Consider the following 22,234-nt stretch of genomic DNA (forward strand, 5'->3'; position numbering starts at 1 on the left):
GTCCGCCCCAGGAGGCCGCCTTGACCCATCCCCCCGTCCCGTTCGATCCGGAGATCGAGCCCGCGCTCGCCGAGATCGTCCCGGCCGACGCGCCGCCGTTCACCCCGGAGACGATCCCCGGCCTGCGCCGTGCGATGGCCGACATGTTCCCGCCCGCCGCCGAAGCCGTCGGCGACGCACCGGTCACCGTCGTCGAGCAAACCATCCCGGGCCCGGCCGGCGCCCCGGACCTGGAAATCACCATCCTGTCCCCGCACGAAAGCGACGGCGCGCTGCCGGTGCTCTACAACATCCACGGCGGCGGCATGATGGTCGGCCACCGCAACATGGATGTCGGCAGACTGCTCGCGCTGGTGCTGGAGCTGAACGTGGTGGCGGTGAACGTCGAATACCGGCTCGCCCCCGAGCACCCGCACCCCGCGCCGGTCGAAGACTGCTACGCCGGTCTGGTGTGGACAGTCGAGCACGCCGACGAACTCGGCGTCGACCCGTCGCGCGTGGTCGTCATGGGCGGCAGCGCGGGCGGCGGACTCGCGGCGGCGGTGTCCCTGCTCGCCCGCGACCGGAACGGCCCGGCGATCGCGGGCCAACTGCTGCTGTGCCCGATGATCGATGACCGCAACACGACCATCGCCAGCCAGCAGTACCCGGGCCTGGGCACCTGGACCCGCGAGTCGAACCTGGCGGGCTGGAAGTCCCTGCTCGGCGACGCGGTCGGCACCGACGACGTCTCCCCCTACGCCGCCCCGGCGCGCGCGACCGACCTGTCCGGACTGCCGCCCGCGTTCATCGAGGTAGGCAGCGCGGAACCGTTCCGCGACGAAGACACCGAGTACGCGCTGCGGATCTGGGCCACCGGCGGACAGGCCGAACTGCACGTCTGGGCGGGTGCCTTCCACGGCTTCGACATGTACGTGCCGGATTGGCCGATCAGCAAGGCAGCGCTCGAAACCCGGAACTCGTGGCTGCGCCGGATCTTCGGGAAGGCGGGGAAATGAGCGTCCCGCCGGTGCCGTACGACCCGGAACTGGAACCAGGGCTCGCCGCGTTCCTCGACCTGGTCGAGCGGATCCCGCTGCGCGCGGACACCATCCTGGCCAACCGCGCCCATTTCGCGACGATCATCCCGCCGGTCGAGCAGATGGTCGCCGACCGTCCGGTCGACCTGTCCGAACACACCGTCCACGGCCCCGAAGGCGCCCCGGACATCACCCTCACCGTCGTCCGCCCCCGGTCCGGAACGTCCGGAGCCCCCGCGCTCTACAGCATCCACGGCGGCGGCATGGTGCTGGGCAACCGGTTCTTCGGCCTGGACGGCCTGATCGACGACGTCCTGCGGTTCCGCGCCGTCGGCATCTCGGTGGAATACCGGCTGGCTCCGGAAAACCCGGCCCCAGCCGCCGTCGAGGACTGCTACGCCGGTCTCTTGTGGACAGTCGCACACGCCGGCGAACTCGGCATCGACCCGTCGCGGATCGTCGTCACCGGCGCCAGCGCGGGCGGCGGCCTGGCGGCGGGCGTGGCTCTGCTGGCCCGGGACCGCAACGGCCCGGCCATCGCCGGACAGCTGCTGGCGTGCCCCATGCTCGACGACCGCAACGAGTCAGTGTCGACCCGCCAGTACGACGGGATCGGCGCCTGGGACCGCAACAACAACGACACCGGCTGGAACGCCCTGCTCGGCCCGGCGCGATGCACCGACGCGGCCTCGCCGTACGCGGTCCCGGCGCGGATGGCCGATCTGTCCGGCCTGCCTCCCGCGTACCTCGACGTCGGCGCCGCGGAAATCTTCCGCGACGAGACGACCGAGTACGCATTGCGGATCTGGGCGACCGGCGGACAAGCGGAACTGCACGTCTGGGCAGGCGGCTACCACGGTTTCGCCGGTTTCTCCCCGGACGCGGAAGTGTCCCGCTCCGCCGTCGCGGCCCGGCTCTCGTGGCTGCGCCGGATCCTGCGCACCGGATGAAGCCACTGCACGCTGAAGCACCGCCGAAGAGACGCCCGACCGCGTTCCGCATGGCGGTGGTGCTGGGCCTGCTGGAGGTCTTCGGCCCGATCTCGATGGACCTCTACCTGCCCGCCCTCCCCCAGCTAGCCGACGATCTCCGCGCCGGGGAGAGCCTCGCGCAGGCGACCATGTCGGTGTGCATGCTCGGCCTCGCCTTCGGACAGCTCGTCGTCGGCCCGCTGAGCGACCGGCTGGGCCGGCGGCGTCCGCTGCTCACCGGGATCGGGCTGTTCACCGTCCTGTCGGTGGTGTGCGCGTTCGCCCCGTCGGTCGAGGTGCTACTCGCGGCGAGATTCCTCCAGGGGCTGTGCGGTTCGGCCGGAATCGTGCTGTCACTGGCCGTCGCGCGCGACCTCGCCGAGGGCGTCGAACTGGTGCGGTTGCTGGCCTTGCTGACCACCGTCGGAGCGCTCGCGCCGATCGTCGCTCCGGTGGTCGGCGGGCAGCTGGCGGCCATCGTCGGGTGGCGCGGCATCTTCGGCGTCCTGGCCGGAATCGGCGCGGCATTGCTGATCGTCGCCGCGACCGCGCTGCCGGAGAGCCTGCCACCGGAAGAACGACATCCACGTCGCGGCCGAGGCGAGTTCCGGGTGCTGCTGCGAGACCGCCTGTTCCTGGGCTTCCTGCTCGTGAGCACCTGCGGCGGGGCGGCGTTCTTCACCTACCTGGCATCGATCAGTTTCGTGCTGCAAGACGGGTTTTCGCTGTCGCCGCAGCTGTTCAGCGCGTGTTTCGCAGCGAACGCGGTGATGTCGGTGCTCGGCGCCCAGGCGAACCGGGCCGCCGTGCGACGAGCGGGTCCGGTCCGGATGTACGTCCTGGGCACGACCTTCACCGCCGCGGCAGCGCTGACGATGCTGGGCGCGGTGCTGTTCGGCGCGGGACTGGCCGCGTTGCTGATCCCGTTGGCACTGCTGATGTTCGCCGGCGGAACCACCCAGGCGAACGGCAACGCGCTGGCCCTGGCCAACCACGGCCGCCGAGCCGGAACCGCCGCGGCGCTGCTCGGCACGTCGTCGTTCGCGATCGGGCCGGTCGTGGCGCCGTTGGTGTCGCTGGGCGGGACGACGCCGCTGACGATGAGCCTGACGATGACGGTGGCATACGGAATCGCGACGGCCTTGCTGTGGTTCGCTGTGCTGCCCCGGCTCCGCCGGTCACGGACGGACTGACTCGAACACGAGCTGGCCGTCCTCCTTCCTGGCCTCCCGGAAGCCCGCTTTCTCCAGCACCCGGCAGCTAGCCGCGTTGCCGGGCAGCACGTACGCCCGCAGTTCGGGCGCGAGAGCGGGCTCCGGATGCTCCTCGTGCCACTGCCGGAGCGCCTGCGTCAGCTCTGTGGCCAGCCCGGCACCCCACGCCGCGCGCGCTAGCAGGTACCCGACCTCCCGGTACCCGCTGCGATGGGCAAGCCCGAACCCAGCACGCCCGAGAAACCCCGACGCACCTTCGACCCGCCACTTCGACCAGCCCCGCCGCTGGTGCTCTCCGATGAACGCCTCCAGCCGCTCCCGAGTAGCCGCGCGGGTCTGCGGGCCGGTCGTCATGTGCCGCATGACTTCCGGGTCCGCGTGCAGGGCGGCGAGATCGTCCAGGTCCGAGGGCAGCCAGGTGGTCAACCACAGCCGAGGGGTGCGGAGGATCTCTTCGCGGCCGCCGGTCACCAGCCGGGGTGGTACGGCATCGGCGGGGTCTTGGGCAGCAGCCACGCGCCGGTCCGCCGGTGCGCCGCCAGCACGATCGCGGCCACCGGGACGATCAGCCACAGGAAGCCGCTCGGGAACGACATCTGCAGCGTCGGCGGCGCGCTCTTGCGGACGAAGCTGGAGTCGAGGCTGACGATCATCAGGACGACAATGTCCAGCACCGCCAACCCGCTGCCGACCAGCACGCAGATCCGCCCGGCCGGGGAGCGTCTGAACAGCCCGATCGCTCCGGCGATCGCTAGCGCCGCGATCGCCAGGTCCACCGCGCCGACGATGCTGCTGGACAGCATCCTGGCCGAGGTCGGGTGCGTGGTCACCCGGAAGAACGCGACGACGACGCCGATCGTCGCCACCAAGCCGATGACCGACGCCAGGGTCGCCGCGGCGATCGCGGTCGCGCCGAAGTAGGCGGTCGGCGAAGGCGGCTGCGCGGCGAACTGCCCGCTGTAAGGAGCCTGCCCGCCGTAAGCGGGCGGCAGCGGAGGGTACGGCTCCGCGCCGGGATAGGGCGGTTGCGTCACGACGGCGGTTCCTCCGGGGTCAGGAAGCTGTTCGCGGCTCATCCTGCCAGGTCAGCGGCGCTTTCCCGGGCTCATTGCCCGAACGGACGACACGCGGTTCGCCGGGGCCTCTCGCGATACGGCCAGATAGGTGTTACCTTAGGTAACAGTGAATCGCGGTAATACCTAATCAACGTCGCTCAGGGAGGACCGAATGACCAGCGCAGACGTGCGGCGAGCACCGGAAGCAGCCCCGTCCGGCCGGCACGAGACCGCGCAGCGGCTGCTCGACTCCTCCGCGACCCTGTCCTACGACCCGGCCACCGAGGTCGACTGGGAAACCCCGCTGGACAAGGACTTCCACGGGGCCAGCCCGGAGTGGAGCACGCTCTACGGCACGAGCTACTGGGCCGAGATGACCCCGGAGCAGCAGAAGGAGCTGACCCGCCAGGAGGCGGCGTCGGTCGCGAGCACCGGGATCTGGTTCGAGATGATCCTGCAGCAGATGGTGCTGCGCGATTTCTACGCCAAGGACCCGACCGACCCGGCGTTCCAGTGGGCGCTCACCGAGATCGCCGACGAATGCCGCCACTCGATCATGTTCGCGCGCGGCGCGCAGAAGCTCGGCGCTCCCCCGTACCGGCCGCGCAAGCTCGCTGTCGAACTCGGCCGCGTCTTCAAGGCGGTCGCAGGCGGCGAAGCGGCGTACGCGGCGATCCTGGTCGCCGAAGAGGTGCTCGACGTGATGCAGCGCGACTGGATGCGCGACGAGCGCGTGGTCCCGTTCGTGCGCACCATCAACAACATCCACGTCGTGGAAGAGTCGCGGCACATGAAGTTCGCCCGCGAGGAGACGCGCGAGCAGCTGGAGGGCGCGGGAGCCGTGCGCCGTCAGTTCAACGCGCTGGTCATCGCGATCGCGTCGTACTTCATCGTCAGCAGCATGGTCAACCGCGACGTGTACAAGAACGCCGGGCTGGACGCCGAGCGCGCGCTGCGCGAGGCGAAGAACAACGAGCACCACAAGTCGATGATGCGGTCGAGCTGTGCCGGGCTGATGGAGTTCCTCGGCTCGTGCGGCCTGCTCACGAAGCCGGCGCTGGTGTTCTACAAGCGGGCGAATCTGATCTGACATGGCCTTCGCGATCACCCAGACCTGCTGCAACGACGCGACGTGCGTGTCGGTCTGCCCGGTCAACTGCATCCACCCGACGCCGGACGAGCCGGACTTCGGCACCACCGAGATGCTCTACGTCGACCCGGACTCGTGCATCGACTGCGGCGCCTGCGCCGACGCGTGCCCGGTCGACGCGATCTTCCCGGTGGACCTGCTCACCGACTCGATGAAGGTGTACGCGGGGATCAACGCGGACTTCTTCGCCGACCGGCCGCCGGTCGCGGCGAACCCCGCGCCGAACTTCCACCGCTGGGGCCCGCCGACGTTCGACCGCGACATCCCGAGCGACCTCGAGCCCGCGGACGTCGCCGTCGTCGGCACCGGCCCGGCCGGGATGTACGCGGTGGAAGACCTGTTGCTGCACACCAACGCGCGCGTCACGCTGATCGACCGGCTGCCGGTCGCGGGCGGGCTGGTGCGCTACGGCGTCGCGCCGGACCACCCGGACACGAAGCGGATCGGCGAGACGTTCTCCCGGTTCCACCAGCACCCGCGGCTGAAGCTGAAGCTCGGCGTCGAGGTCGGGCGGCACGTCACGGTGGACGAGCTGGCCGAACGGCACGACGCGGTGATCTACGCGGTCGGCGCTTCTTCGGCACGCAACCTCGGCCTCTCCGGCGAGGACCTGCCCGGCAGCCTCGCCGCGACGACGGTGGTCGCCTGGTACAACGGCCATCCCGACGTCCCCGCGCACGCGGTCGACCTCTCCGCGGAGCGCGTCGTGCTGATCGGCACCGGCAACGTCGCCCTCGACGTGGCCCGCATCCTCACCGCCGACCCGGACGACCTGGCCGACACGACCATCGCCCCGCACGCGCTGGAACGGTTGCGCTCCAGCAAGGTCCGCGAGGTGGTCCTGCTCGCCCGGCGCGGCCCGGAAGACGCCGCCTACACCTCCCCCGAACTGATCGCGCTGGCCCAGCGCGCGAACGTGCCGCTCGTGGTCGACACCGAGGACCCGCGCACCGCCGAGGCCATCGACGCGGGCACCGGAAAAGCCGCACTGCTGCGGGGATCGGACCGGGAAGCGGTCGACTGGAGCGCCCCGCCCGCCGACGGCCCGCGCCGGATCGTCCTGCGCTTCCACTCCGCACCCGCCGAGATCACCGGCGACCGCCAGGTGCGCGGTTTGCGGGCCGAAGGCCCCTCCGGACCGATCGAGATCGCGGCCGGACAGGTCGTGCGAGCGGTCGGCTACCGCGGCCGCCCGGTGCCGGGCCTGCCGTTCGACGAGGCCGCCGGAACCATCCCGAACACCGCGGGCCGGGTCGACGGCCGCACCGGCGCGTACGTGGTGGGCTGGATCAAACGCGGCCCGTCCGGCGGGATCGGCGCGAACCGGACCTGCGCGAGCGAAACGGTGGCGACCCTGCTGCAGGACATCACCTCGGGCCAGGTTCCGCTGCGCGGACGCCGTTCGCCGATCGCGGCGCTGGCCGCGCGGTTCCGGGGTCGCTGAACCCCATTCTGTCGTCACCCCCCGGCCGCGGTTCCCCTTCGCGGCCGGGGGTTTTGGTTGCCGGATTGACGAACCCCATCACCGGCCTTGGCACGAACATCCAGCGGCAGAGCACGGCCGAGCAATCCGCCGACGCCGCCCGCACCGCCGTCGAACTGACCGCGGCCGACGCCCTCACCGAGCACCCGCCGAGGAAGACGCCCTCACCGCCAGCCACGTCCGCCGCGTACCCGCCGATCCCAACGCAATCACCGCCGCCCTCCGCCAGCTCGGCACCGACCTCGTCTACACCTGACCGATTCCTTTCCGACCCGCCCGGGGTCTACCCGTCATGACCACCACGACGAACGACCCCAACCGCGCACTCTGGGAAGCACAAGCGCGCGGCGAACAGCTCTCGGCCTGGGAAACGCTCGGCACGGAACCCGACGACGTCACGGCCGAACCAGTCGAAACCCCAGCCGGACTGTGGCTCCGCCCGCCCGGCGCGCTCGCCGGGCCGGTGATCCTGGCGATCCACGGAGGCGGTTTCGTCAGCGGATCGTCCGCCACGCACCGCCGGATGTTCGGCCACCTGGCCCGGTCCTCCGGGGTGAGCACGTTCGCCGTCGACTACGGCCTCACCCCCGAGCACGTCTTCCCCAGCCAGCTCGACATCGTGACCGCGGCCTATCAATGGCTGCACCGCAACGGCTCCGGCCCGATCGCGGTCGCCGGAGACTCCTGCGGCGCAACACTCGCGCTCGGCCTCGCCGTACGCGCCCGCGAGGAGAACCTGCCGATGCCCGCGTCCTTGCTGCTGCTGTCGGCGTGGACCGACCTCGACGCAACCGGCAGCTCCTACGACACGGGCAGCGACCCGTTCTTCACCCGAGACCTCGTCCGCGGGCTGGCAGCCGGTTACCTTGCCGGAGCGGACCCGCACAACCCGCTCGCGGCCCCGCTGCACGCCGATGTGTGCGGGCTGCCGCCGACGTATCTTCAGGTAGGCGCGGAGGAAGCGCTGCTGGACGACAGCCGGGAGCTGGCCAGGCGGATGCGGGCGGCCGGCGTCGAGGTCCGGCTCGACGAGTTTCCCGGTCAGGTGCACACGTTCCAGATGGCGGCCGGGCGCACGGCGGTGGCGGACGAGGCGGTCAGGGAGGCGGGATCGTGGCTGCGGTCGACACTGGTCCGGTGACGGAGTTCGAACGGGCGGCGGCCCCGCTTCGCGGCGAGCTGCTGGCGCACAGCTACCGGCTGCTCGGGTCGTGGCACGAGGCCGAGGACGCGGTCCAGGAAACCTACCTACGCGGATGGCGCGCCTGGGACGACTTCGAGCAGCGGTCCTCGGTGCGCACCTGGCTGCACCGCATCGCCACCAACGTCTGCCTCAACGCCGCCCGCGATCGCGGACGGCGCGCCCGTCGCCGTCGGGCATCGGCGCGCCCGACGGCGACGGGCAACCGGACGTGCTGCCGCCGGAGACGTGGATCGAGCCGTTTCCCGGCGACCGCGCCGACCTGCGGCTGGCGTTGATCGCCGCGATGCAGACACTGCCTCCCGCACAGCGCGCGGTGTTGCTGCTCCGCGACGTGCTGGCGTTCCCCGCCGCCGAGGTCGCCGAGATGATGGACATGTCCGTCGCCGCGGTGAAGAGCAGCCTGCAACGGGCCCGCGCCCGGCTGGCCGAGGCCGATTCCGGTCCCGAGGACGTCGTCGAACCCAGCTCCCCGCAGGCACGACGGCTGCTCGACACGTACGTCACCGCGTTCGAGCGAGCCGACGTTTCCGGCTTGACCAATGTGCTTCGCTTGGACGCCACGCTGGAACTGCTGCCGAGCCGGACCTGGTTCTCGGGCATGGACGAGTGTTCGCCGGTGTTCGCCGCGGCAGTGGGCAGCCCCGGGGACTGGCGGATGGACCGGCTGGTGCTCAACGGCCAGCCCGCGGCCGTTGTCCGCCTGCACGATCAGCCGTTCGGCGTCGCGGTGCTCGACGTCCGCCGGGACGGCATCGCCGGGGTGACCGTGTTCAACGACCCGGCGCTCGTCGAGCGGATCACTCGGGTTTCTGGACCGCCGCCAGCGTCTCCTCCACGTCCGGCACCCAGAAGCTGAGTTCCAGGGTCTTCACGCTCGCCCAATGCGACAGCAACCGGGCCTGCGCGATCAACGCGGGACACGCGGCGGCGAACAGCACCACGCCGCACGCCGCGAACACCGGGTGCGACCCGACGATCAGCTCCACCACCGACGCCACGAACGCGAACGCCATGACCGGGCTGGAATTGCGCAGCATCAGCCCGGCCGTGCGCAGCCGCGTCGCCTCCACCGCCGCGTCCGCGTCGTGCAGTTGCAGCGCCGAAAGCAGCAGAAACGAGTCCGCTTCAACGAACGCTCGCCCGCGCGCGGCGGGGTTGCGGCGCAGGAACTCCTCGCGCGCGTTCCGCTTCCGCCGCCGCGGCACCCACCGCGACAGCCGCGCGCCCATCGGATACGCCAGGTACCCGAGCAGGTAGCTCGCCACCGCGATCCCGATCACCAGCACCACTCCCGGCCCGCGCGAGACGGCGGCGAGGTCGAGCCAGTGCAGCCGTCCGGCGACGTAGGTCAGGAACGCCAGGTGCAGGGCACCCGGGATCGCGTAGGTGAAGAGGTCGAAGAGCCCGATCGCGAAAGTCACCCGGTGATCCAACTACGCCGGGGACCGCCCCGTAAGGCTTTTCGGCGATCACGCCGACGAAGCGGCTCCCCTGGCGAGCGCCTGCACGCGGTTCATCGGCCCGTTGTAGTAGTTCTGGTCGCCGGGCAGGCTGCCGGTGCGCGAGAACTGCCAGATGCTCTGCTTGTCCCAGCCCGCCGGGAGTTCGCCGATCTCCGGGGCGTACCGGGCGAGCCACAACGGGTTCGTGTTCCCGAAGCCGCCCGCGTTGCCGGTGCAGAGCTTCCACCATGACGTCGAGGTGTAGATGATCGCGCTGCGGCGCTGTTTCGCCAGGTACCGGTGGGTGAAGTCGGCGATCCAGGCGGTCATGTCGGCCTGGCTTTTGCCGTAGCAGGCGTCGCCGTACGGGTTGTACTCGATGTCCAGCGCGCCCGGCAGCGTCGTGCCGTCGCCGCGCCAGGCACCGCCGTGGGCGATGAAGTAGTCCGCTTGCTGTGCGCCGCTGGAGACGTCCGGGCGGGCGAAGTGGTACGCGCCGCGGATCAGGCCCGCGTCGTGCGCGCCGTTGTACTGCTGGCCGAACTGCGGGCTCACGAACCCGGTGCCCTCGGTCGCCTTGACGTAGGCGAACCGCGCGCCCGCGCCGGCGGCCCGGCCCCAGTCGACCGGACCCTGGTGCCCGCTCACGTCGTGGCCGAGGGTCTGCCCGGCCGCCGGGTCGAGCCGAGGGCTCCCGCTCCGCACGCCCTCGTGGCGCAGAATTTGTGAACCGGCAACATTCTCGCCGGCCTTCGAGTAGTCGGCGGCGGAAGCCGGTCCGGCGGTCGCGACCCCGCACGCCATCGCCAGGGCCGACACGGTGGCGGCGAAGCCGATCCGCCAGGTTTTGTCCGTCGCTGTCCGGGTCACCGGGACTCCGATCTTCACGGCTGCAGGTCCACGGCCATCGTGCGGCACATCGCGGCGCCGGGCTGGCTGCGTCACCCGGACGTGAACGAGTTTCCGATAGCCGGAATCGCGCCAGTGGTCCAGACAACTGTGACCGAGTTGTGACCGGCGCCACGTTGCTGGGCGTTTAATTTGTTGTTGCCAACCACAAACCAGTTGGCAAATCCCCTACCGGCGGAGGTGTCCCCACGTGAACCGGACTTGTCGACCACCCGGGCGGCCGTCTCGCTCCCGCGGACCAGCACTGATCGCACTGGCGCTGCTCGCCGCGGCCGGGCTGGCCGTCCCCGCCGCCGCGGCCCCACCGTCCCCGCGGGCGGGCTGCACCGGCCAGTCCGATCAGCCGGATTTCGGGCCGAACGTGCACATTTTCGACCCGGGAATGCCCTCCGAGACGATCCAGGCCCAGCTGGACAAGGACTTCGAGGCGCAGAAGGACACGCAGACCGCGCAGTTCGGCTCGGGCCGCGTCGCGCACCTGTTCAAGCCCGGCGCGTACTCGGTGCACGACAACGTCGGCTTCTACACCTCGGTCGCCGGTCTCGGCCAGAATCCGGGCGACGTCCAGATCAACGGTGACATCACCGTGGACGCCTTCAACGAGTCCGACCAGGGCTCTGCGCTGCAGAACTTCTGGCGGTCGGCGGAGAACATGGCCGTCACGCCGTCGAGCGGCAGCGACCGCTGGGCGGTGTCGCAGGCCGCGCCGTTCCGCCGGATGGACATCAAGGGCGGGCTGCAGCTGTTCCCGGCCAGCTACGGGTACGCGAGCGGCGGCTACGTCGCCGACACCCGGGTGTCCGGCCAGGCCGCCTCGGTTTCGCAGCAGCAGTGGTACACGCGGGATTCGGCGCTGGGCAGCTGGGACGGCGGCGTGTGGAACATGGTCTTCTCCGGGACCGCGGGCGCGCCGGCCAACTCGTTCCCGAACCCGCCGGAAACGACGCTCGACACCACGCCGGTCTCGCGCGACGTGCCGTACCTGTACGTGGACAGCGGCGGCAACTACCGCGTCTTCCTGCCGTCGCTGCGCAAGAACGCGTCCGGGCCGAGCTGGGCAAACGGCGGCACGCCCGGCGATTCCGTCCCGATGAGCCAGTTCCGCGTCGTCAAGCCGGGCGACACCGCCGAGAGCATCAACAGTTCCCTCGACTCCGGCTGCAACCTGTTCTTCACCCCCGGCGCCTACCACCTGGACCAGACGCTGAACGTGACCCGCCCGGACACGACCGTGCTCGGCATCGGCTACCCGACGCTGATCCCGGACAACGGGGCCGACGCGATGCACGTGTCCGATGTGGACGGGGTACGGGTGAAGGGCCTGCTGTTCGACGCCGGAACGCAGAATTCGCAGTCTCTGCTGACCGTCGGCGAAAGCGGGAAGCACACGAGCCACGCGACGAACCCGACGTCGCTGCAGGACGTGTTCTTCCGCGTCGGCGGTGATCTGGCGGGCAAGGCGGCCACCAGCCTGGTCGTGAACAGCGACGACACGATCGTCGACCACGTCTGGGCCTGGCGGGCCGACCACGGCAAGAGCGGGACCGTCGGCTGGACCACGAACACGGCGGACACCGGCGTATTGGTCAACGGCGACAACGTGACCGCGACTGGGCTGTTCGTGGAGCATTACCAGAAGTTCCAGGTCGTGTGGAACGGCCAGAACGGGAAGACGGTGTTCTTCCAGAACGAGATGCCGTACGACGTCCCGGACCAGGGTTCGTGGAATTCCGCGCCGGGCACCGCCGGCTACGCCGCGTACAAGGTCGGCCCGGACGTGAAATCGCACGAGGCGTGGGGCTTGGGCAGCTACTGCTTCTTCGACAACAACCCGGCGGTCTCGAGCTACCACGCGTTCGAGGTGCCGCAGAACGACGGGGTGAAGCTGCACAGCCTGCTGACGGTGTCGCTGAACCACCGGGGCACGATCACCCACGTCGTGAACGACACCGGCGACGTAACCCCGGACGGCACGAAGCCGGTGAACGTCCCGAATTACCCGTGAACGCGGCGGCCGCCTCCCTGGTCCGGGGAGGCGGCCTCGCTGTCACACGTCCAGCGCGGTGGCCCGGCTGACCGTCTCCCAGGAGTCAAGATCCTTGGCCAGCGCCTCGATTTTGCCCCGGATCGCGTCCACCGCGTCGCCGCCGAGCGCGAGCCGCAGCGGCGCGTCGGGCGCGTCCACCGCCCGCAGGATCGCCGCCGCCGCTTTCGCCGGGTCGCCGGGCTGGGTGCCGTCCATCCCCTCGATCGCGGCGCGGGTGGCCGCGGTCGAGGCGGCGTAGGCGTCGATCCGCTGGGAGCGGTGCATCGCCGTGCCGCCGAACGACGTCCGGAACGCGCCCGGCTCCACGATCAGCACCTTGACCCCGAGCGGCGCGACCTCTGCCGCGAGCGCCTCGGACATCCCTTCCAGCGCGAATTTCGCCGCGCAGTAGGCCCCGAACGCGGGCGGCGCGAGCAGTCCGCCCATCGAACTCATCTGCACGATCGTGCCGCTCCCCTGCTCGCGCAGCAGCGGGACGACCGCCTTCGTCATCGCGACCGCGCCGAAGAACATCACCTCCATGACCGCGCGCAGGTCGGTCAGCGTCAGTTCCTCGACCGCGCCGACGGACCCGTGGCCGGCGTTGTTGACGAGCACGTCGATCCGGCCGAACTCGTCCAGCGCGGTCCGCACGACGGCGTCGATCTGTGCCGGGTCGGTGACGTCCAGCGCAGCCGTGCGCACCCGGTCCCCGCCCGTTGCGGCGAGGTCGGCGAGCGTCTCCGGTTTGCGGGCGGTCGCGAGGACCCGGTCCCCCGCGGCGAGCGCGGCCTGGGCGAGTTCGCGGCCGAAGCCGCTGGAGCACCCGGTGATCAGCCACACGCGGCCGGCGGTTTCCTCGGTCATTGAGCAGTCCCTCCAGTGGTTTCTTCCGCCTCCGATCGTGGCTGGTGTTCGCCCGGGACCGCCAACACCGGTTTCCTGGCGGGCTACAGTCTCAGCCTGTGACCCCTGAGCTGCGCCAGCTGCGCTATTTCGCCGCCGTCGCCGAGACGACGAGCTTCACGCGCGCGGCGGCGAGCCTGCATATCGCGCAGCAGTCGTTGTCGCAGCAGATCACCGTGCTGGAGCGGCAACTAGGCGCGAAACTGTTCGACCGCGACGCCCGCGGCACCCGTCTCACCCCGATCGGCGAACTGTTCCTGCCAGAAGCACGAGCGGTACTGGCCCGCGCCGACGAGGCAGTCGCTACCGTCGCCCGCGCGGTCCGCGGCGAAATCGGCACCCTCCGGCTGGCTTTCCTTGCCAGCACAGCGAATTACCTCCTGCCGCCAGTCGTGCGCGCGGTACGCGAACAGCTCCCGGAGCTGACCGTGACCACCGCGGAAGTCCCGATCGCCGAACTGGCCGACGGCGTGCTCAGCGGCCGCTTCGACGCAGGCTTCACCCGCCCGCCGCTGGTCGACGGCCTGGAGACGCACACGCTGCTGACCGAGGAGGTCTGCGCGGTCCTGCCGTCAGGCCACCGACTGGCCGACCGTTCCTCGCTGCGCCTGTCCGACCTCGCCGACGAACCATGGGTCTTGACGCCGCGCACGTCGTGGGACCCGTGGCACCGCAAGTACGACGCCGACTTCGCCGCCGCCGGGTACACGCCGAACGTCGTGCAGCGGACCGCGACCGTGCAGGGCCTGCTGGGCCTGGTCGCGGCGGGCGTCGGGGTGACGCGGCTGGCACGGTCCGCACACAGCCTCCGCCGGACGGGCGTGGTGTTCGTGCCGCTGCAGGGCGAATCCGCCCGGACGGTGGTGGTATGGCGCTCAGACGGCCCTCGCCCGGCCGCCCTGCTGGACGTGGCGACCAGGCTGGCGGAAACGACGGACCTTTCCGGCGCGGGCTGACGCTCCGAGATACTGTCGTTGTGGCATACGACGAGTGGATGGTCGAGCGCGCGCAGGATTTCGGCTCGCTGCGCGGTCGGCGCATCGAATCGTGGGCCGGCGTGGAGATGGCGCTGTGGGAACACGGCCCGGACGGCGGCCCCCAGTTCACCGAACCGGCGGTGGAATGTCTGCAGTTGTGGGGAATGCAGGCGTATTTGGACGACGGCCGCGCGCTGTGGATCGGCACGTATCAAGACGACGACCTGTTCGGGTTGTGGCCGCAACGCCGTCCGGATCCCCGGCTCGAGAACCCGGAGATGTGGGACGGGATCTATCGCTGGACGGCGCTGAGCGAACTGCCGACCGGGCCGGTCGAGGACGTCGTCGTCTTCGCTGAAGAAGGCGTGCTCGCCGAAGTCGAGCTGCGCGTCGGCGGCCGGCCGCTGGTGCTGGTCGCGGGCGAATTCGTCGAATGCGGGCGCATGCTGTCGCTCAACCGGCTCGACGAGTCAGTCCTGGTCTTCACCGATCCGGCCGCGGCCGAGCGCGTCGAGTGGTCAACGCCGCAGCGCGGCCGCGTCCGGATCGACCCGTGGCCGAAGATCAGCTTTTGCTGACCTTCACCGAAAACGCGTCAATGCTCATCCCCGCCCCCGGAGTAATATCCGCCCCCGGACTCGTGCACCCGCACACCTTGTTCGGATAAGACCCACCAATCGCCACGTCGAAGATCGCGAAGAACCCGTGGTCCACCGCCGCCTTCCACGTCGCATCGGAGACCTGGTTCTGCTTCACCGCAAAGGTCTCCCGGCCGTCCAACGAAAACCGCAGCGACTCGGCCGCCGCATCGCGCCGGTCCACTACCACTGAATACGTGTGGTATCCGGTCTTGCAGCCGCCGCAGTCCTGCAGGTCGCTGCTGATCCCGTCCGGGTCGTGGCATTCCCCGGCCCACTGTCCACAGTGGAACGTGCTGGAATGCTTGTCCAGCGCGTTGACGTTCTCCATGATGTCCAGTTCGCCGATGCTCGGCCAGTTCGTCGCGCCGACCGGACGGGCGTCCGCGCCCATCGCCCAGAACGCGGGCCAGTAGCCGAGGCCGTGCGCGGGGTCCGGCTGCTGGATCGTCGCGCTCATCTCCATCTGGCCGCCCTCGGGCGCGCCGAAGTCGGTGCGCTGGGTTTCGATCCGCCCGGACGTCCACGCGCCGTTCGCGTCGCGCAGCGGTTTGATCACCAGGTGCCCGGAACCGTCGTGGTAGACGTTGTCCGTCGAGTCGGTCGCGGTCTCGATCTCTCCGGTGCCCCAGTTCGCGGCGCCGCCCGGGTAGCCGGTTCCCTTGTCGTAGAGCCAGTTCTGCGGGTCGAGACCGGTGCCGGCGGGGCCGTCGAAGGTGTCCTCGAAGACCGTGGTCCAGGTTTCGGCGGCCTGCGCGGGCGCGGCGGCCATCGACGCGGCGGCTACGGCGGCCAGGATGAGCGGGAGTCGGCGCATGGTTCGCCTTTCCGATGGGGAGGGGTGGTCCCAGCAGGGTCGGCCAACGCCGCTGACCAGTCAAAACAGTCTGCCTGCCGGTTCCGCGGCGGCGGTGCGCGCGGGCAGAGGGCGGCCGGAAAGGTTTGAACCACTGCGCGGCGGGGTACCGCCAGGGTGGGAGAACCACACCCCCTTTGCGTCCCCCACGGCCGCCCTCGCCGATCTAGCCTGGTCCCATGAGCGACAGCAACCTCCTCGGCGAGTTCCTGCGGGCCCGGCGCGGGATCACCGCCCCGGCCGACGGGTTCGCCGACACCCGGCGGCGCGTCAGCGGCCTGCGCCGGGAGGAGGTCGCGCAGCTGGCCGGAGTGAGCACCGACTACTACGTCCGGTTGGAGCAGGGCCGGGAGCGCACGCCGTCGGCCCAGGTCGTCGACGCGCTCGGCCGGGCGCTGCAGCTGGACGACGAGGCGCTCGCGCACTTGCACTCGCTGGCCCGGCCGAAGCCGCGGGCCCGGCGCCGTCCGGCGAAAGAACGCGTCAGTCCTCGGCTGGTGCAGCTGATGGACGCGTGGCCGCAGACGCCTGCGGTGGTGCTCGGCCGGACCATGACCGTGCTCGCGGCGAATCTGCTCGGCGAAGCGCTGTTCGGCGGGCACGAGCACAGCGGCGACCTGCTCCGGCTGGTGTTCCTCGACCCGGACGCGCGGGAGTTCTATCCGGACTGGGAGCAGGTCGCGGTCAACACCGTCGGCGGACTGCGGTCGGCGGCGGGCACCGATCTGGACGATCCGCTCCTGATCGAGGCAGTCGGCGAACTGTCGCTCAAGAGCGCCGATTTCCGCCGGTTGTGGGCGCGCCACGACCTCCGGCAGAAAACGCACGAGACGAAACGGTTCCGGCACCCGCTCGTCGGCATGCTCACCCTGCACTACGAATCGATGACCGTGAACAGCGCGCCCGGCCAGCAACTCGTGGTGTACCAAGCGGATCCGGGCAGTCCGTCGGAGTCCGCGCTGGGCCTGCTCGGCAGTCTCGCCGCCGGCGACCGCTGACACTTTTCGCAATTTCCCGAATTACTTCAGGGGTATCTCCATGTCTGAAAACAACGCACCGGTGTGGTTTATCACCGGCTGCTCCAGCGGACTCGGCCGCGCACTCGCGACCGCGGTCCTCGAACGCGGCCTGCGCGCAGTCGTGACGGCCCGCGATCCAGAACGCGTCGCGGACCTGGTCGCCGCACATCCCGGCCGCGCAGTAGCCGTCGCACTCGACGTGACCGACCAGCAGCAGATCACCAACGCGGTCGCCGAAGCACACAGCGTTTTCGGCCAGATCGACGTGCTCGTCAACAACGCCGGTTACGGCTATCTCGCCGCCGTCGAAGAAGGTGAGGACACCGAAATCCGCGCATTATTCGAAGCCAACGTTTTCGGCCTGATGGCAATGACCCGCGCCGTCCTGCCGGGAATGCGGGCGCGGCGCAGCGGTCACGTCGTTTCGGTTTCGTCGCTCGGCGGGCTGGCCGCGTTCGGTGCGACCGGGTACTACCACGCGACCAAGTTCGCCGTCGAAGGCTTCACCGAGTCGCTGGCCGCCGAGGTCGGGCCGCTCGGCATCGGCGTCACGATCGTCGAACCGGCCGCGTTCCGCACCAACTGGTCGGGCCCGTCGATGCGGGAATCCGCGATCCGCATCGACGATTACGCCGAGACCGCGGGTGCCCGCCGCACCTCGACGCTCGCCACCTACGGCAAGCAGCCCGGCGACCCGGACCGCGCCGCGACCGCGGTGCTCGACGCCGTCACCTCCGCCGAGCCGCCGCTGCGCCTGCTGCTCGGCCAGGCCGCCTACGACATCGCCACCGCCCGCCTCGACACCCTCCGCAAGACGTTCGACGACTGGCGCGACGTCACCCTGTCCGCCGACTTCCCGAAGGAATCCGCATGACCAAGACCGCCCTGATCACCGGTGCCAGCAGCGGCATCGGCGAAGCCACCGCCCGCCGCCTCGCCGCCGACGGCTGGCACGTGATCGCCGGAGCGCGCCGCGAGGACCGCCTGGCCCAACTCGCCGAAAGCGCGGAAGGCATCGAAGTCCACCGCCTCGACGTGACCGACCGCGCCGACGTCACCGACTTCGTGGACCGCGCGGTGCGCGACCACGGCGAGATCGACGCGTTCATCGCGAACGCCGGGGTAATGCCGCTGTCCCGGTTGGACGCCGGACTGGTCGAGGAATGGGACCGGATGATCGACGTCAACATCCGGGGCCTCCTGCACGGCATCTCCGCCGCGCTGCCGCACTTCACCCGCCAGCGCCGCGGCCACTTCGTGACGGTCGCGTCCGTCGGCGCGCACCAGGTCACGCCGACCGCCGCGGTCTATTGCGGCACGAAGTACGCGGTGTGGGCGATCACCGAGGGCCTGCGGCTGGAATGCGACCCGTCGATCCGCGTCACCACGGTCTCCCCCGGCGTCGTGACCTCCGAGCTGGCGGACACGATCAGCGACCCGGAAACCCAGGAGTTCATGCGGATCTACCGCAAGGACGCCATCGAACCGAAGGCCATCGGCGACGCCATCGCCTACGCTCTCGACCAGCCGGCCGACGTCGACGTCAGCGAGATGATCGTGCGCCCGGCCCGGCAACGCTGAGCGAAGGAGGGCGCCCATGCCGCAGTACCTGCTCGGGATCTACCAGCCCGACAGCGGGACCCCGGAACCCGACGTGCTGGCGGACATCGCGGCGCGCCTCGACGCGGTGACCGACGAGATGAAAGCCGTCGGCGCCTGGGTGTTCTCGGGCGGGCTGCATCCGGTGGACGCCGCGAAGGTGGTCCGGGCCTCCGGCGACGACGTCCTGTACACCGACGGGCCGTTCGCCGAGGGCAAGGAACACCTGGGCGGCTTCACCATCGTCGCCGCGCCCGATCCGGCCGCGGCGGACGAGTGGGCGCGGCGGATCTCGGAGATCACCACGTTGCCGGTGGAAGTCCGGGAGTTCCAGTGATCACGACGGCCGTGCTCGAGCGGGTGTTCCGCGCCGAGCACGGCCGCGCGGTCTCGGTGCTGACCGGGGTCTTCGGCGACCTCGATCTCGCCGAGGAAGCAGTCCAGGAAGCGTGCGCGATCGCCACCGTGAAATGGCGCGCCGAAGGGCTCCCGCCGAGTCCGGCGGGCTGGCTCATCACCACGGCGCGCAACCGCGGGATCGACCGGCTCCGCCGCGAATCGGGCCGCGCCGACCGGCACGCGCAGGCCGCGCTCCTGCACGCCAACGAACCGTTCGACGAAGGCGCGGTGCCCGACGACCGGCTCCGGCTTATCTTCACCTGCTGCCACCCCGCGCTGAACACCGCCGCCCGCGTCGCGCTCACGCTGCGGCTGCTGGGCGGGCTCACCACCGCCGAGATCGCGCACGCGTTCCTCGTGCCGGAATCGACGCTGGCACAAAGGCTTGTGCGCGCGAAAGCCAAGATCCGCGCCGCCCGCATCCCCTACCGCGTACCCGATGAGGCGGACCTCCCGGAGCGGCTCAACGCCGTCCTCGCCGTGCTGTACCTGATCTTCACCGAGGGCCACACCGCCAGCACCGGCCCGGAGCTGACCCGGCCGGACCTCGCGTCAGAAGCGATCCGCCTGACCCGGGTCCTGTCCGCCCTGCTGCCGGACGAACCCGAGGTACTGGGCTTGCTCGCGCTGCAACTGCTCACCGAATCGCGCCGCGCCGCCCGGCTCGACGCCGACGGCATCCCGGTGCTGCTGCCCGACCAGGACCGCGCCCGCTGGGACCGGACACTGATCGCCGAGGGCCAAGACCTGGTCCGCCAGTGCCTGCGGATCGACCGCCCGGGCCCGTACCAGCTCCAGGCCGCGATCAACGCCGTGCACAGCGACGGCACCGACTGGGTCCAGATCCTCGCCCTCTACGACCAGCTGCTCGCCCTGACCCCGACGCCGATCGTCGCCCTCAACCGCGCGGTCGCGGTCGCCGAGGTCGAAGGCCCGGCCGTCGCACTGGCCATTGTGGACAGTCTGAACCTCGGCCACCGGCACCTGTTCCACGCCGTGCGCGCCGACCTGCTCGCCCGCCTCGGCCGGACCGCCGAAGCCGCCGAGGCCTACGACGAAGCGCTCCGGCTCGTCGCCAACGAAGCCGAACGCCTTCTCCTGCAACGAAAACGCGCCGCGCTCAGCCCGGCTTCCCCCGGCTGATCACCCCTTCGACGATCTTCGTCAGGTGCGCGCCGACGTTCTCGACGCCGCCGTTCTGCACCGCGATCTGCGCCCCCTCCATCGCGAACGTCAGCTCCGCCGCGCCCAGCTCCGGGTCGGCCAGGCCGAGCCCCTCGCACATCGCCCGGAGCCTGCCGAACTGCCGGGTCTTGTGCTCGCTGATCAGCCGCCGCGCCGGATGGTCCGGATCGGGCAGTTCGGCGACCGAGTTCGTGAACGGGCAGCCGCGGTGGGAGAACTCCGGCAGCCCGTCGACGATGAACCGCCCGACCGCGCGGATCTGCTCCGCGAAATCGCCCGGATGCGCCTGCTCGGCCGCGTCGAAGGCCGCGGAGTAGTCGTGCACGACGATCCGCAGCCATTCCGCGATGAGCGCGTCCTTGGTGCCGAAGTGCCGGTAGATCGCCATTTTCGTGGTCCCGGCGCGGTCCGCGATGGCCTGGACCCCGACCCGGACGACGCCCTCGTTGAGGAACAGTTCCTCGGCCGCGTCGAGGATGCGCTCGCGGGGCGGCAGGGTCGCGACCCTCGTCGGCCGCCGGGCGGAGGTGCTGGTCATCGGTCCGTCCTTCACGAGCCGGGGTGGCATTGCGCTGCTTCACCGGCTACGGTACACAATCGTTCCTCGTGATACCGCTCGGTATCACGCAAGACGGTTGAGTCTCCCGAAAGGTGTGCAGTGAAAATCTCCGAGTACGCGAGCCACGACGCGGTCGGCCTAGCCGAGCTGATCGCGCGCGGCGAGGTGACGCCTGCCGAGGTCGCCGACGCGGCCGCACGGGCGGTCGAAGCGGTTAACCCGCAGCTCAACGCGGTAGTCGAGACCTGGGCCGCCGAGGACACCCCCGCCCCTGGTTCCGCCCCGCTGGCAGGCGTGCCGTTCCTGATCAAGGACCTCGGCGTCACGATGGCGGGCAAACGCAGCGAACTGGGCAGCCGCTTAGCCGCGGGTTCGGTCGCCGCGGAGGACTCGTTCCTGATGCGCCGCTTCCGCCGCGCCGGCCTGGTCACAATCGGCCGGACCGCGACACCGGAACTGGCCTACAGCACCACGACCGAACGGGAGTTCTACGGCCCGACCCGCAACCCGTGGTCGCCGGACCGCAGCGCCGGCGGCTCCAGCGGCGGCTCCGGTGCCGCCGTCGCCGCCGGGATCGTCCCGATCGCGCACGCCACCGACGCCGCGGGTTCCATCCGCGTTCCCGCTTCCGCCAACGGATTGTTCGGCCTGAAGCCGACTCGAGGCCGGGTTTCGCAGGGCCCGGGCGCGGACGAGGTCTTCAACGGCCTGGCTGTGCAAGGAGCTTTGAGCCGAACCGTGCGCGACAGCGCCGTGCTGCTGGACCTGATCGAAGGCCCCGAGCCCGGCGACCCGTACTCCGCCCCGCGCCCCGAGCGCCCCTACGCCGACGAGGCCACAACGGACCCGGGCAAACTCCGGATCGCACTGCTGCGCCAGCCCTGGGGCGGCCTCCATCCGACCGAACCAGTCTCCGCGGCCGTCTCCGAAACCGCGCGCCTGCTGGCCTCCCTCGGCCACGACGTCGAAGAGACCCAACTCGACCTAGGCGTCTCATGGGAGGAGTTCGTCCTGGGCAACGCCCGGATGTGGACCGCGAACCTCGCCCCGTGGATCGACAGCATCGCCGCCGCGACCGGCCGCCCGGTGGACGAGACCACCCTGGAACCGGTCGTGCTGGCCAGCTACCGCTACGGACACCAGGTCACCGCCGACGAGTTCGTCCGCGCCCTCGCGATCCGCAACAGCGTGTCCCGCACCTTCGCCCAGCACTTCGAGCACTACGACCTGCTCCTCTCCCCCACCCTCCCCGAACTGCCCGTCCCCCTCGGCGTCTACGGCGAGGATGCGGACCGCCTAGACGGCCGAGGCTGGCTGGACCGCCTCCTGACCCGCTCCCCCTACACCGCCGCCGCGAACGTTTCAGGGGTTCCGTCGATGTCCGTCCCGCTGGCCACCGCCGCCGACCTGCCGATCGGCATGCAGTTCACCGCCGCCTACGCGCGCGAGGACCTGCTGTTCCGCCTGGCCGGCCAACTGGAACAAGCCGCCCCCTGGACCCACCGCAAGCCCCCTGTGTGGGCAGGCGCATAGCTCTCGGTGTCCACAGTGGACAGTCGACCCAGGTGACCCTCGTCCCAGCCACCCCAGACTCCGCCGTCGTCGCTGCGGTTCTCGCTAGAC

At 70.7% G+C, this 22,234-nt stretch carries 24 protein-coding genes; 17 read left to right on the forward strand and 7 right to left on the reverse strand.

The window, feature by feature from the left end; genetic code table 11:
* Positions 1-20: 20 nt before the first annotated feature.
* The 3 genes from RPX00_RS37835 to RPX00_RS37845 are packed head-to-tail and all read left to right on the forward strand — an operon-like array spanning position 21 to position 3,183.
* Positions 21-998 carry an alpha/beta hydrolase gene (locus tag RPX00_RS37835; protein ID WP_406632716.1) on the forward strand — a complete coding sequence of 326 codons (978 nt, stop codon included), beginning with the start codon at positions 21-23 and terminating at the stop codon, positions 996-998.
* A complete protein-coding gene (locus RPX00_RS37840; RefSeq protein ID WP_406632718.1) occupies positions 995-1,969 on the forward strand; it encodes an alpha/beta hydrolase fold domain-containing protein in 975 nt (324 codons plus the stop codon). Before RPX00_RS37835 ends, RPX00_RS37840 begins: the two co-directional genes overlap by 4 nt.
* 50 nt (positions 1,970-2,019) lie before the next feature.
* Positions 2,020-3,183, forward strand: a complete 1,164-nt coding sequence (locus RPX00_RS37845) for a multidrug effflux MFS transporter (protein ID WP_406632720.1) — start codon at positions 2,020-2,022, stop codon at positions 3,181-3,183.
* Here RPX00_RS37845 and RPX00_RS37850 read toward each other — a convergent pair.
* Together RPX00_RS37850 and RPX00_RS37855 are read right to left on the reverse strand one after the other, a co-directional pair.
* Positions 3,169-3,675: a GNAT family N-acetyltransferase; N-acetyltransferase gene (locus RPX00_RS37850; RefSeq protein ID WP_406632721.1), complete on the reverse strand. Its 507-nt coding sequence runs from the start codon at positions 3,673-3,675 to the stop codon at positions 3,169-3,171. The two genes, RPX00_RS37845 and RPX00_RS37850, sit on opposite strands and share 15 nt — an antisense overlap.
* Positions 3,672-4,238, reverse strand: a complete 567-nt coding sequence (locus RPX00_RS37855; RefSeq protein ID WP_406632723.1) for a hypothetical protein — start codon at positions 4,236-4,238, stop codon at positions 3,672-3,674. The genes RPX00_RS37850 and RPX00_RS37855 overlap by 4 nt, the downstream gene beginning before the upstream one ends.
* A 193-nt stretch (positions 4,239-4,431) precedes the next feature.
* Between RPX00_RS37855 and RPX00_RS37860 the strand changes: the two genes are divergently transcribed.
* The 5 genes from RPX00_RS37860 to RPX00_RS37880 all read left to right on the forward strand — a co-directional run bounded on the left by RPX00_RS37860 (position 4,432) and on the right by RPX00_RS37880 (position 8,952).
* A complete protein-coding gene (locus RPX00_RS37860) occupies positions 4,432-5,349 on the forward strand; it encodes a diiron oxygenase (RefSeq protein WP_406632725.1) in 918 nt (305 codons plus the stop codon).
* Position 5,350: 1 nt separating this feature from the next.
* On the forward strand, positions 5,351-6,853 hold the full coding sequence (locus tag RPX00_RS37865; protein ID WP_406632727.1) for an FAD-dependent oxidoreductase: 1,503 nt from the start codon (positions 5,351-5,353) through the stop codon (positions 6,851-6,853).
* A 331-nt stretch (positions 6,854-7,184) separates the two neighbouring features.
* A complete protein-coding gene (locus RPX00_RS37870; protein ID WP_406632729.1) occupies positions 7,185-8,033 on the forward strand; it encodes an alpha/beta hydrolase in 849 nt (282 codons plus the stop codon).
* Entirely contained in the window at positions 8,030-8,371 is a 342-nt protein-coding gene (locus RPX00_RS37875; protein ID WP_406632731.1) for a sigma factor, read from the forward strand. Before RPX00_RS37870 ends, RPX00_RS37875 begins: the two co-directional genes overlap by 4 nt.
* On the forward strand, positions 8,305-8,952 hold the full coding sequence (locus RPX00_RS37880) for a sigma factor-like helix-turn-helix DNA-binding protein (RefSeq protein WP_406632733.1): 648 nt from the start codon (positions 8,305-8,307) through the stop codon (positions 8,950-8,952). Before RPX00_RS37875 ends, RPX00_RS37880 begins: the two co-directional genes overlap by 67 nt.
* Here the strand turns inward: RPX00_RS37880 and RPX00_RS37885 are convergent.
* The gene (locus RPX00_RS37885) at positions 8,894-9,517 is read right to left on the reverse strand and encodes a hypothetical protein (RefSeq protein WP_406632735.1); all 624 of its coding nucleotides are present in this window, start codon (positions 9,515-9,517) and stop codon (positions 8,894-8,896) included. The genes RPX00_RS37880 and RPX00_RS37885 overlap by 59 nt on opposite strands.
* A gap of 48 nt (positions 9,518-9,565) precedes the next feature.
* Positions 9,566-10,342, reverse strand: a complete 777-nt coding sequence (locus RPX00_RS37890) for a GH25 family lysozyme (RefSeq protein WP_406643228.1) — start codon at positions 10,340-10,342, stop codon at positions 9,566-9,568.
* 295 nt (positions 10,343-10,637) lie between these two features.
* On the opposite strand from RPX00_RS37890, the gene RPX00_RS37895 reads away from it, so the two are divergent.
* Positions 10,638-12,452, forward strand: a complete 1,815-nt coding sequence (locus RPX00_RS37895; RefSeq protein ID WP_406632736.1) for a hypothetical protein — start codon at positions 10,638-10,640, stop codon at positions 12,450-12,452.
* A gap of 42 nt (positions 12,453-12,494) precedes the next feature.
* Here RPX00_RS37895 and RPX00_RS37900 read toward each other — a convergent pair whose 3' ends face one another.
* Positions 12,495-13,340, reverse strand: a complete 846-nt coding sequence (locus tag RPX00_RS37900) for an oxidoreductase (protein ID WP_406632738.1) — start codon at positions 13,338-13,340, stop codon at positions 12,495-12,497.
* Positions 13,341-13,438: 98 nt separating this feature from the next.
* On the opposite strand from RPX00_RS37900, the gene RPX00_RS37905 reads away from it, so the two are divergent.
* Together RPX00_RS37905 and RPX00_RS37910 are read left to right on the forward strand one after the other, a co-directional pair.
* The gene (locus RPX00_RS37905) at positions 13,439-14,335 is read left to right on the forward strand and encodes a LysR family transcriptional regulator (RefSeq protein ID WP_406632739.1); all 897 of its coding nucleotides are present in this window, start codon (positions 13,439-13,441) and stop codon (positions 14,333-14,335) included.
* A 20-nt stretch (positions 14,336-14,355) separates the two neighbouring features.
* Complete coding sequence (locus RPX00_RS37910; protein WP_406632741.1) at positions 14,356-14,934, forward strand: hypothetical protein; 579 nt, start codon at positions 14,356-14,358, stop codon at positions 14,932-14,934.
* Here the strand turns inward: RPX00_RS37910 and RPX00_RS37915 are convergent.
* Entirely contained in the window at positions 14,921-15,811 is an 891-nt protein-coding gene (locus tag RPX00_RS37915; RefSeq protein ID WP_406632743.1) for a glycoside hydrolase family 16 protein, read from the reverse strand. The two genes, RPX00_RS37910 and RPX00_RS37915, sit on opposite strands and share 14 nt — an antisense overlap.
* Positions 15,812-16,029: 218 nt before the next feature.
* On the opposite strand from RPX00_RS37915, the gene RPX00_RS37920 reads away from it, so the two are divergent.
* Genes RPX00_RS37920 through RPX00_RS37940 form a run of 5 tightly spaced genes read left to right on the forward strand, consistent with a single transcriptional unit; the run spans position 16,030 to position 20,010 of the window.
* Positions 16,030-16,848, forward strand: coding sequence for a helix-turn-helix transcriptional regulator (locus RPX00_RS37920; RefSeq protein ID WP_406632745.1), 819 nt, complete (start codon positions 16,030-16,032; stop codon positions 16,846-16,848).
* 40 nt (positions 16,849-16,888) lie between these two features.
* Positions 16,889-17,743 (forward strand): oxidoreductase, encoded by an 855-nt coding sequence (locus tag RPX00_RS37925; protein ID WP_406632746.1) that lies wholly within the window; start codon positions 16,889-16,891, stop codon positions 17,741-17,743.
* Positions 17,740-18,450: an SDR family oxidoreductase gene (locus RPX00_RS37930; RefSeq protein WP_406632748.1), complete on the forward strand. Its 711-nt coding sequence runs from the start codon at positions 17,740-17,742 to the stop codon at positions 18,448-18,450. Before RPX00_RS37925 ends, RPX00_RS37930 begins: the two co-directional genes overlap by 4 nt.
* 16 nt (positions 18,451-18,466) lie before the next feature.
* Entirely contained in the window at positions 18,467-18,805 is a 339-nt protein-coding gene (locus RPX00_RS37935) for a YciI family protein (protein ID WP_406632750.1), read from the forward strand.
* Complete coding sequence (locus tag RPX00_RS37940; protein ID WP_406632752.1) at positions 18,802-20,010, forward strand: RNA polymerase sigma factor; 1,209 nt, start codon at positions 18,802-18,804, stop codon at positions 20,008-20,010. Before RPX00_RS37935 ends, RPX00_RS37940 begins: the two co-directional genes overlap by 4 nt.
* Here RPX00_RS37940 and RPX00_RS37945 read toward each other — a convergent pair.
* Positions 19,988-20,590: a TetR/AcrR family transcriptional regulator gene (locus tag RPX00_RS37945; protein WP_406632754.1), complete on the reverse strand. Its 603-nt coding sequence runs from the start codon at positions 20,588-20,590 to the stop codon at positions 19,988-19,990. The genes RPX00_RS37940 and RPX00_RS37945 overlap by 23 nt on opposite strands.
* A gap of 120 nt (positions 20,591-20,710) precedes the next feature.
* On the opposite strand from RPX00_RS37945, the gene RPX00_RS37950 reads away from it, so the two are divergent.
* Positions 20,711-22,144 (forward strand): amidase, encoded by a 1,434-nt coding sequence (locus tag RPX00_RS37950; RefSeq protein ID WP_406632755.1) that lies wholly within the window; start codon positions 20,711-20,713, stop codon positions 22,142-22,144.
* Positions 22,145-22,234: the final 90 nt, after the last annotated feature.

This window comes from Amycolatopsis sp. WGS_07 (assembly GCF_045278895.1).
Taxonomy (GTDB): Bacteria; Actinomycetota; Actinomycetes; order Mycobacteriales; family Pseudonocardiaceae; genus Amycolatopsis.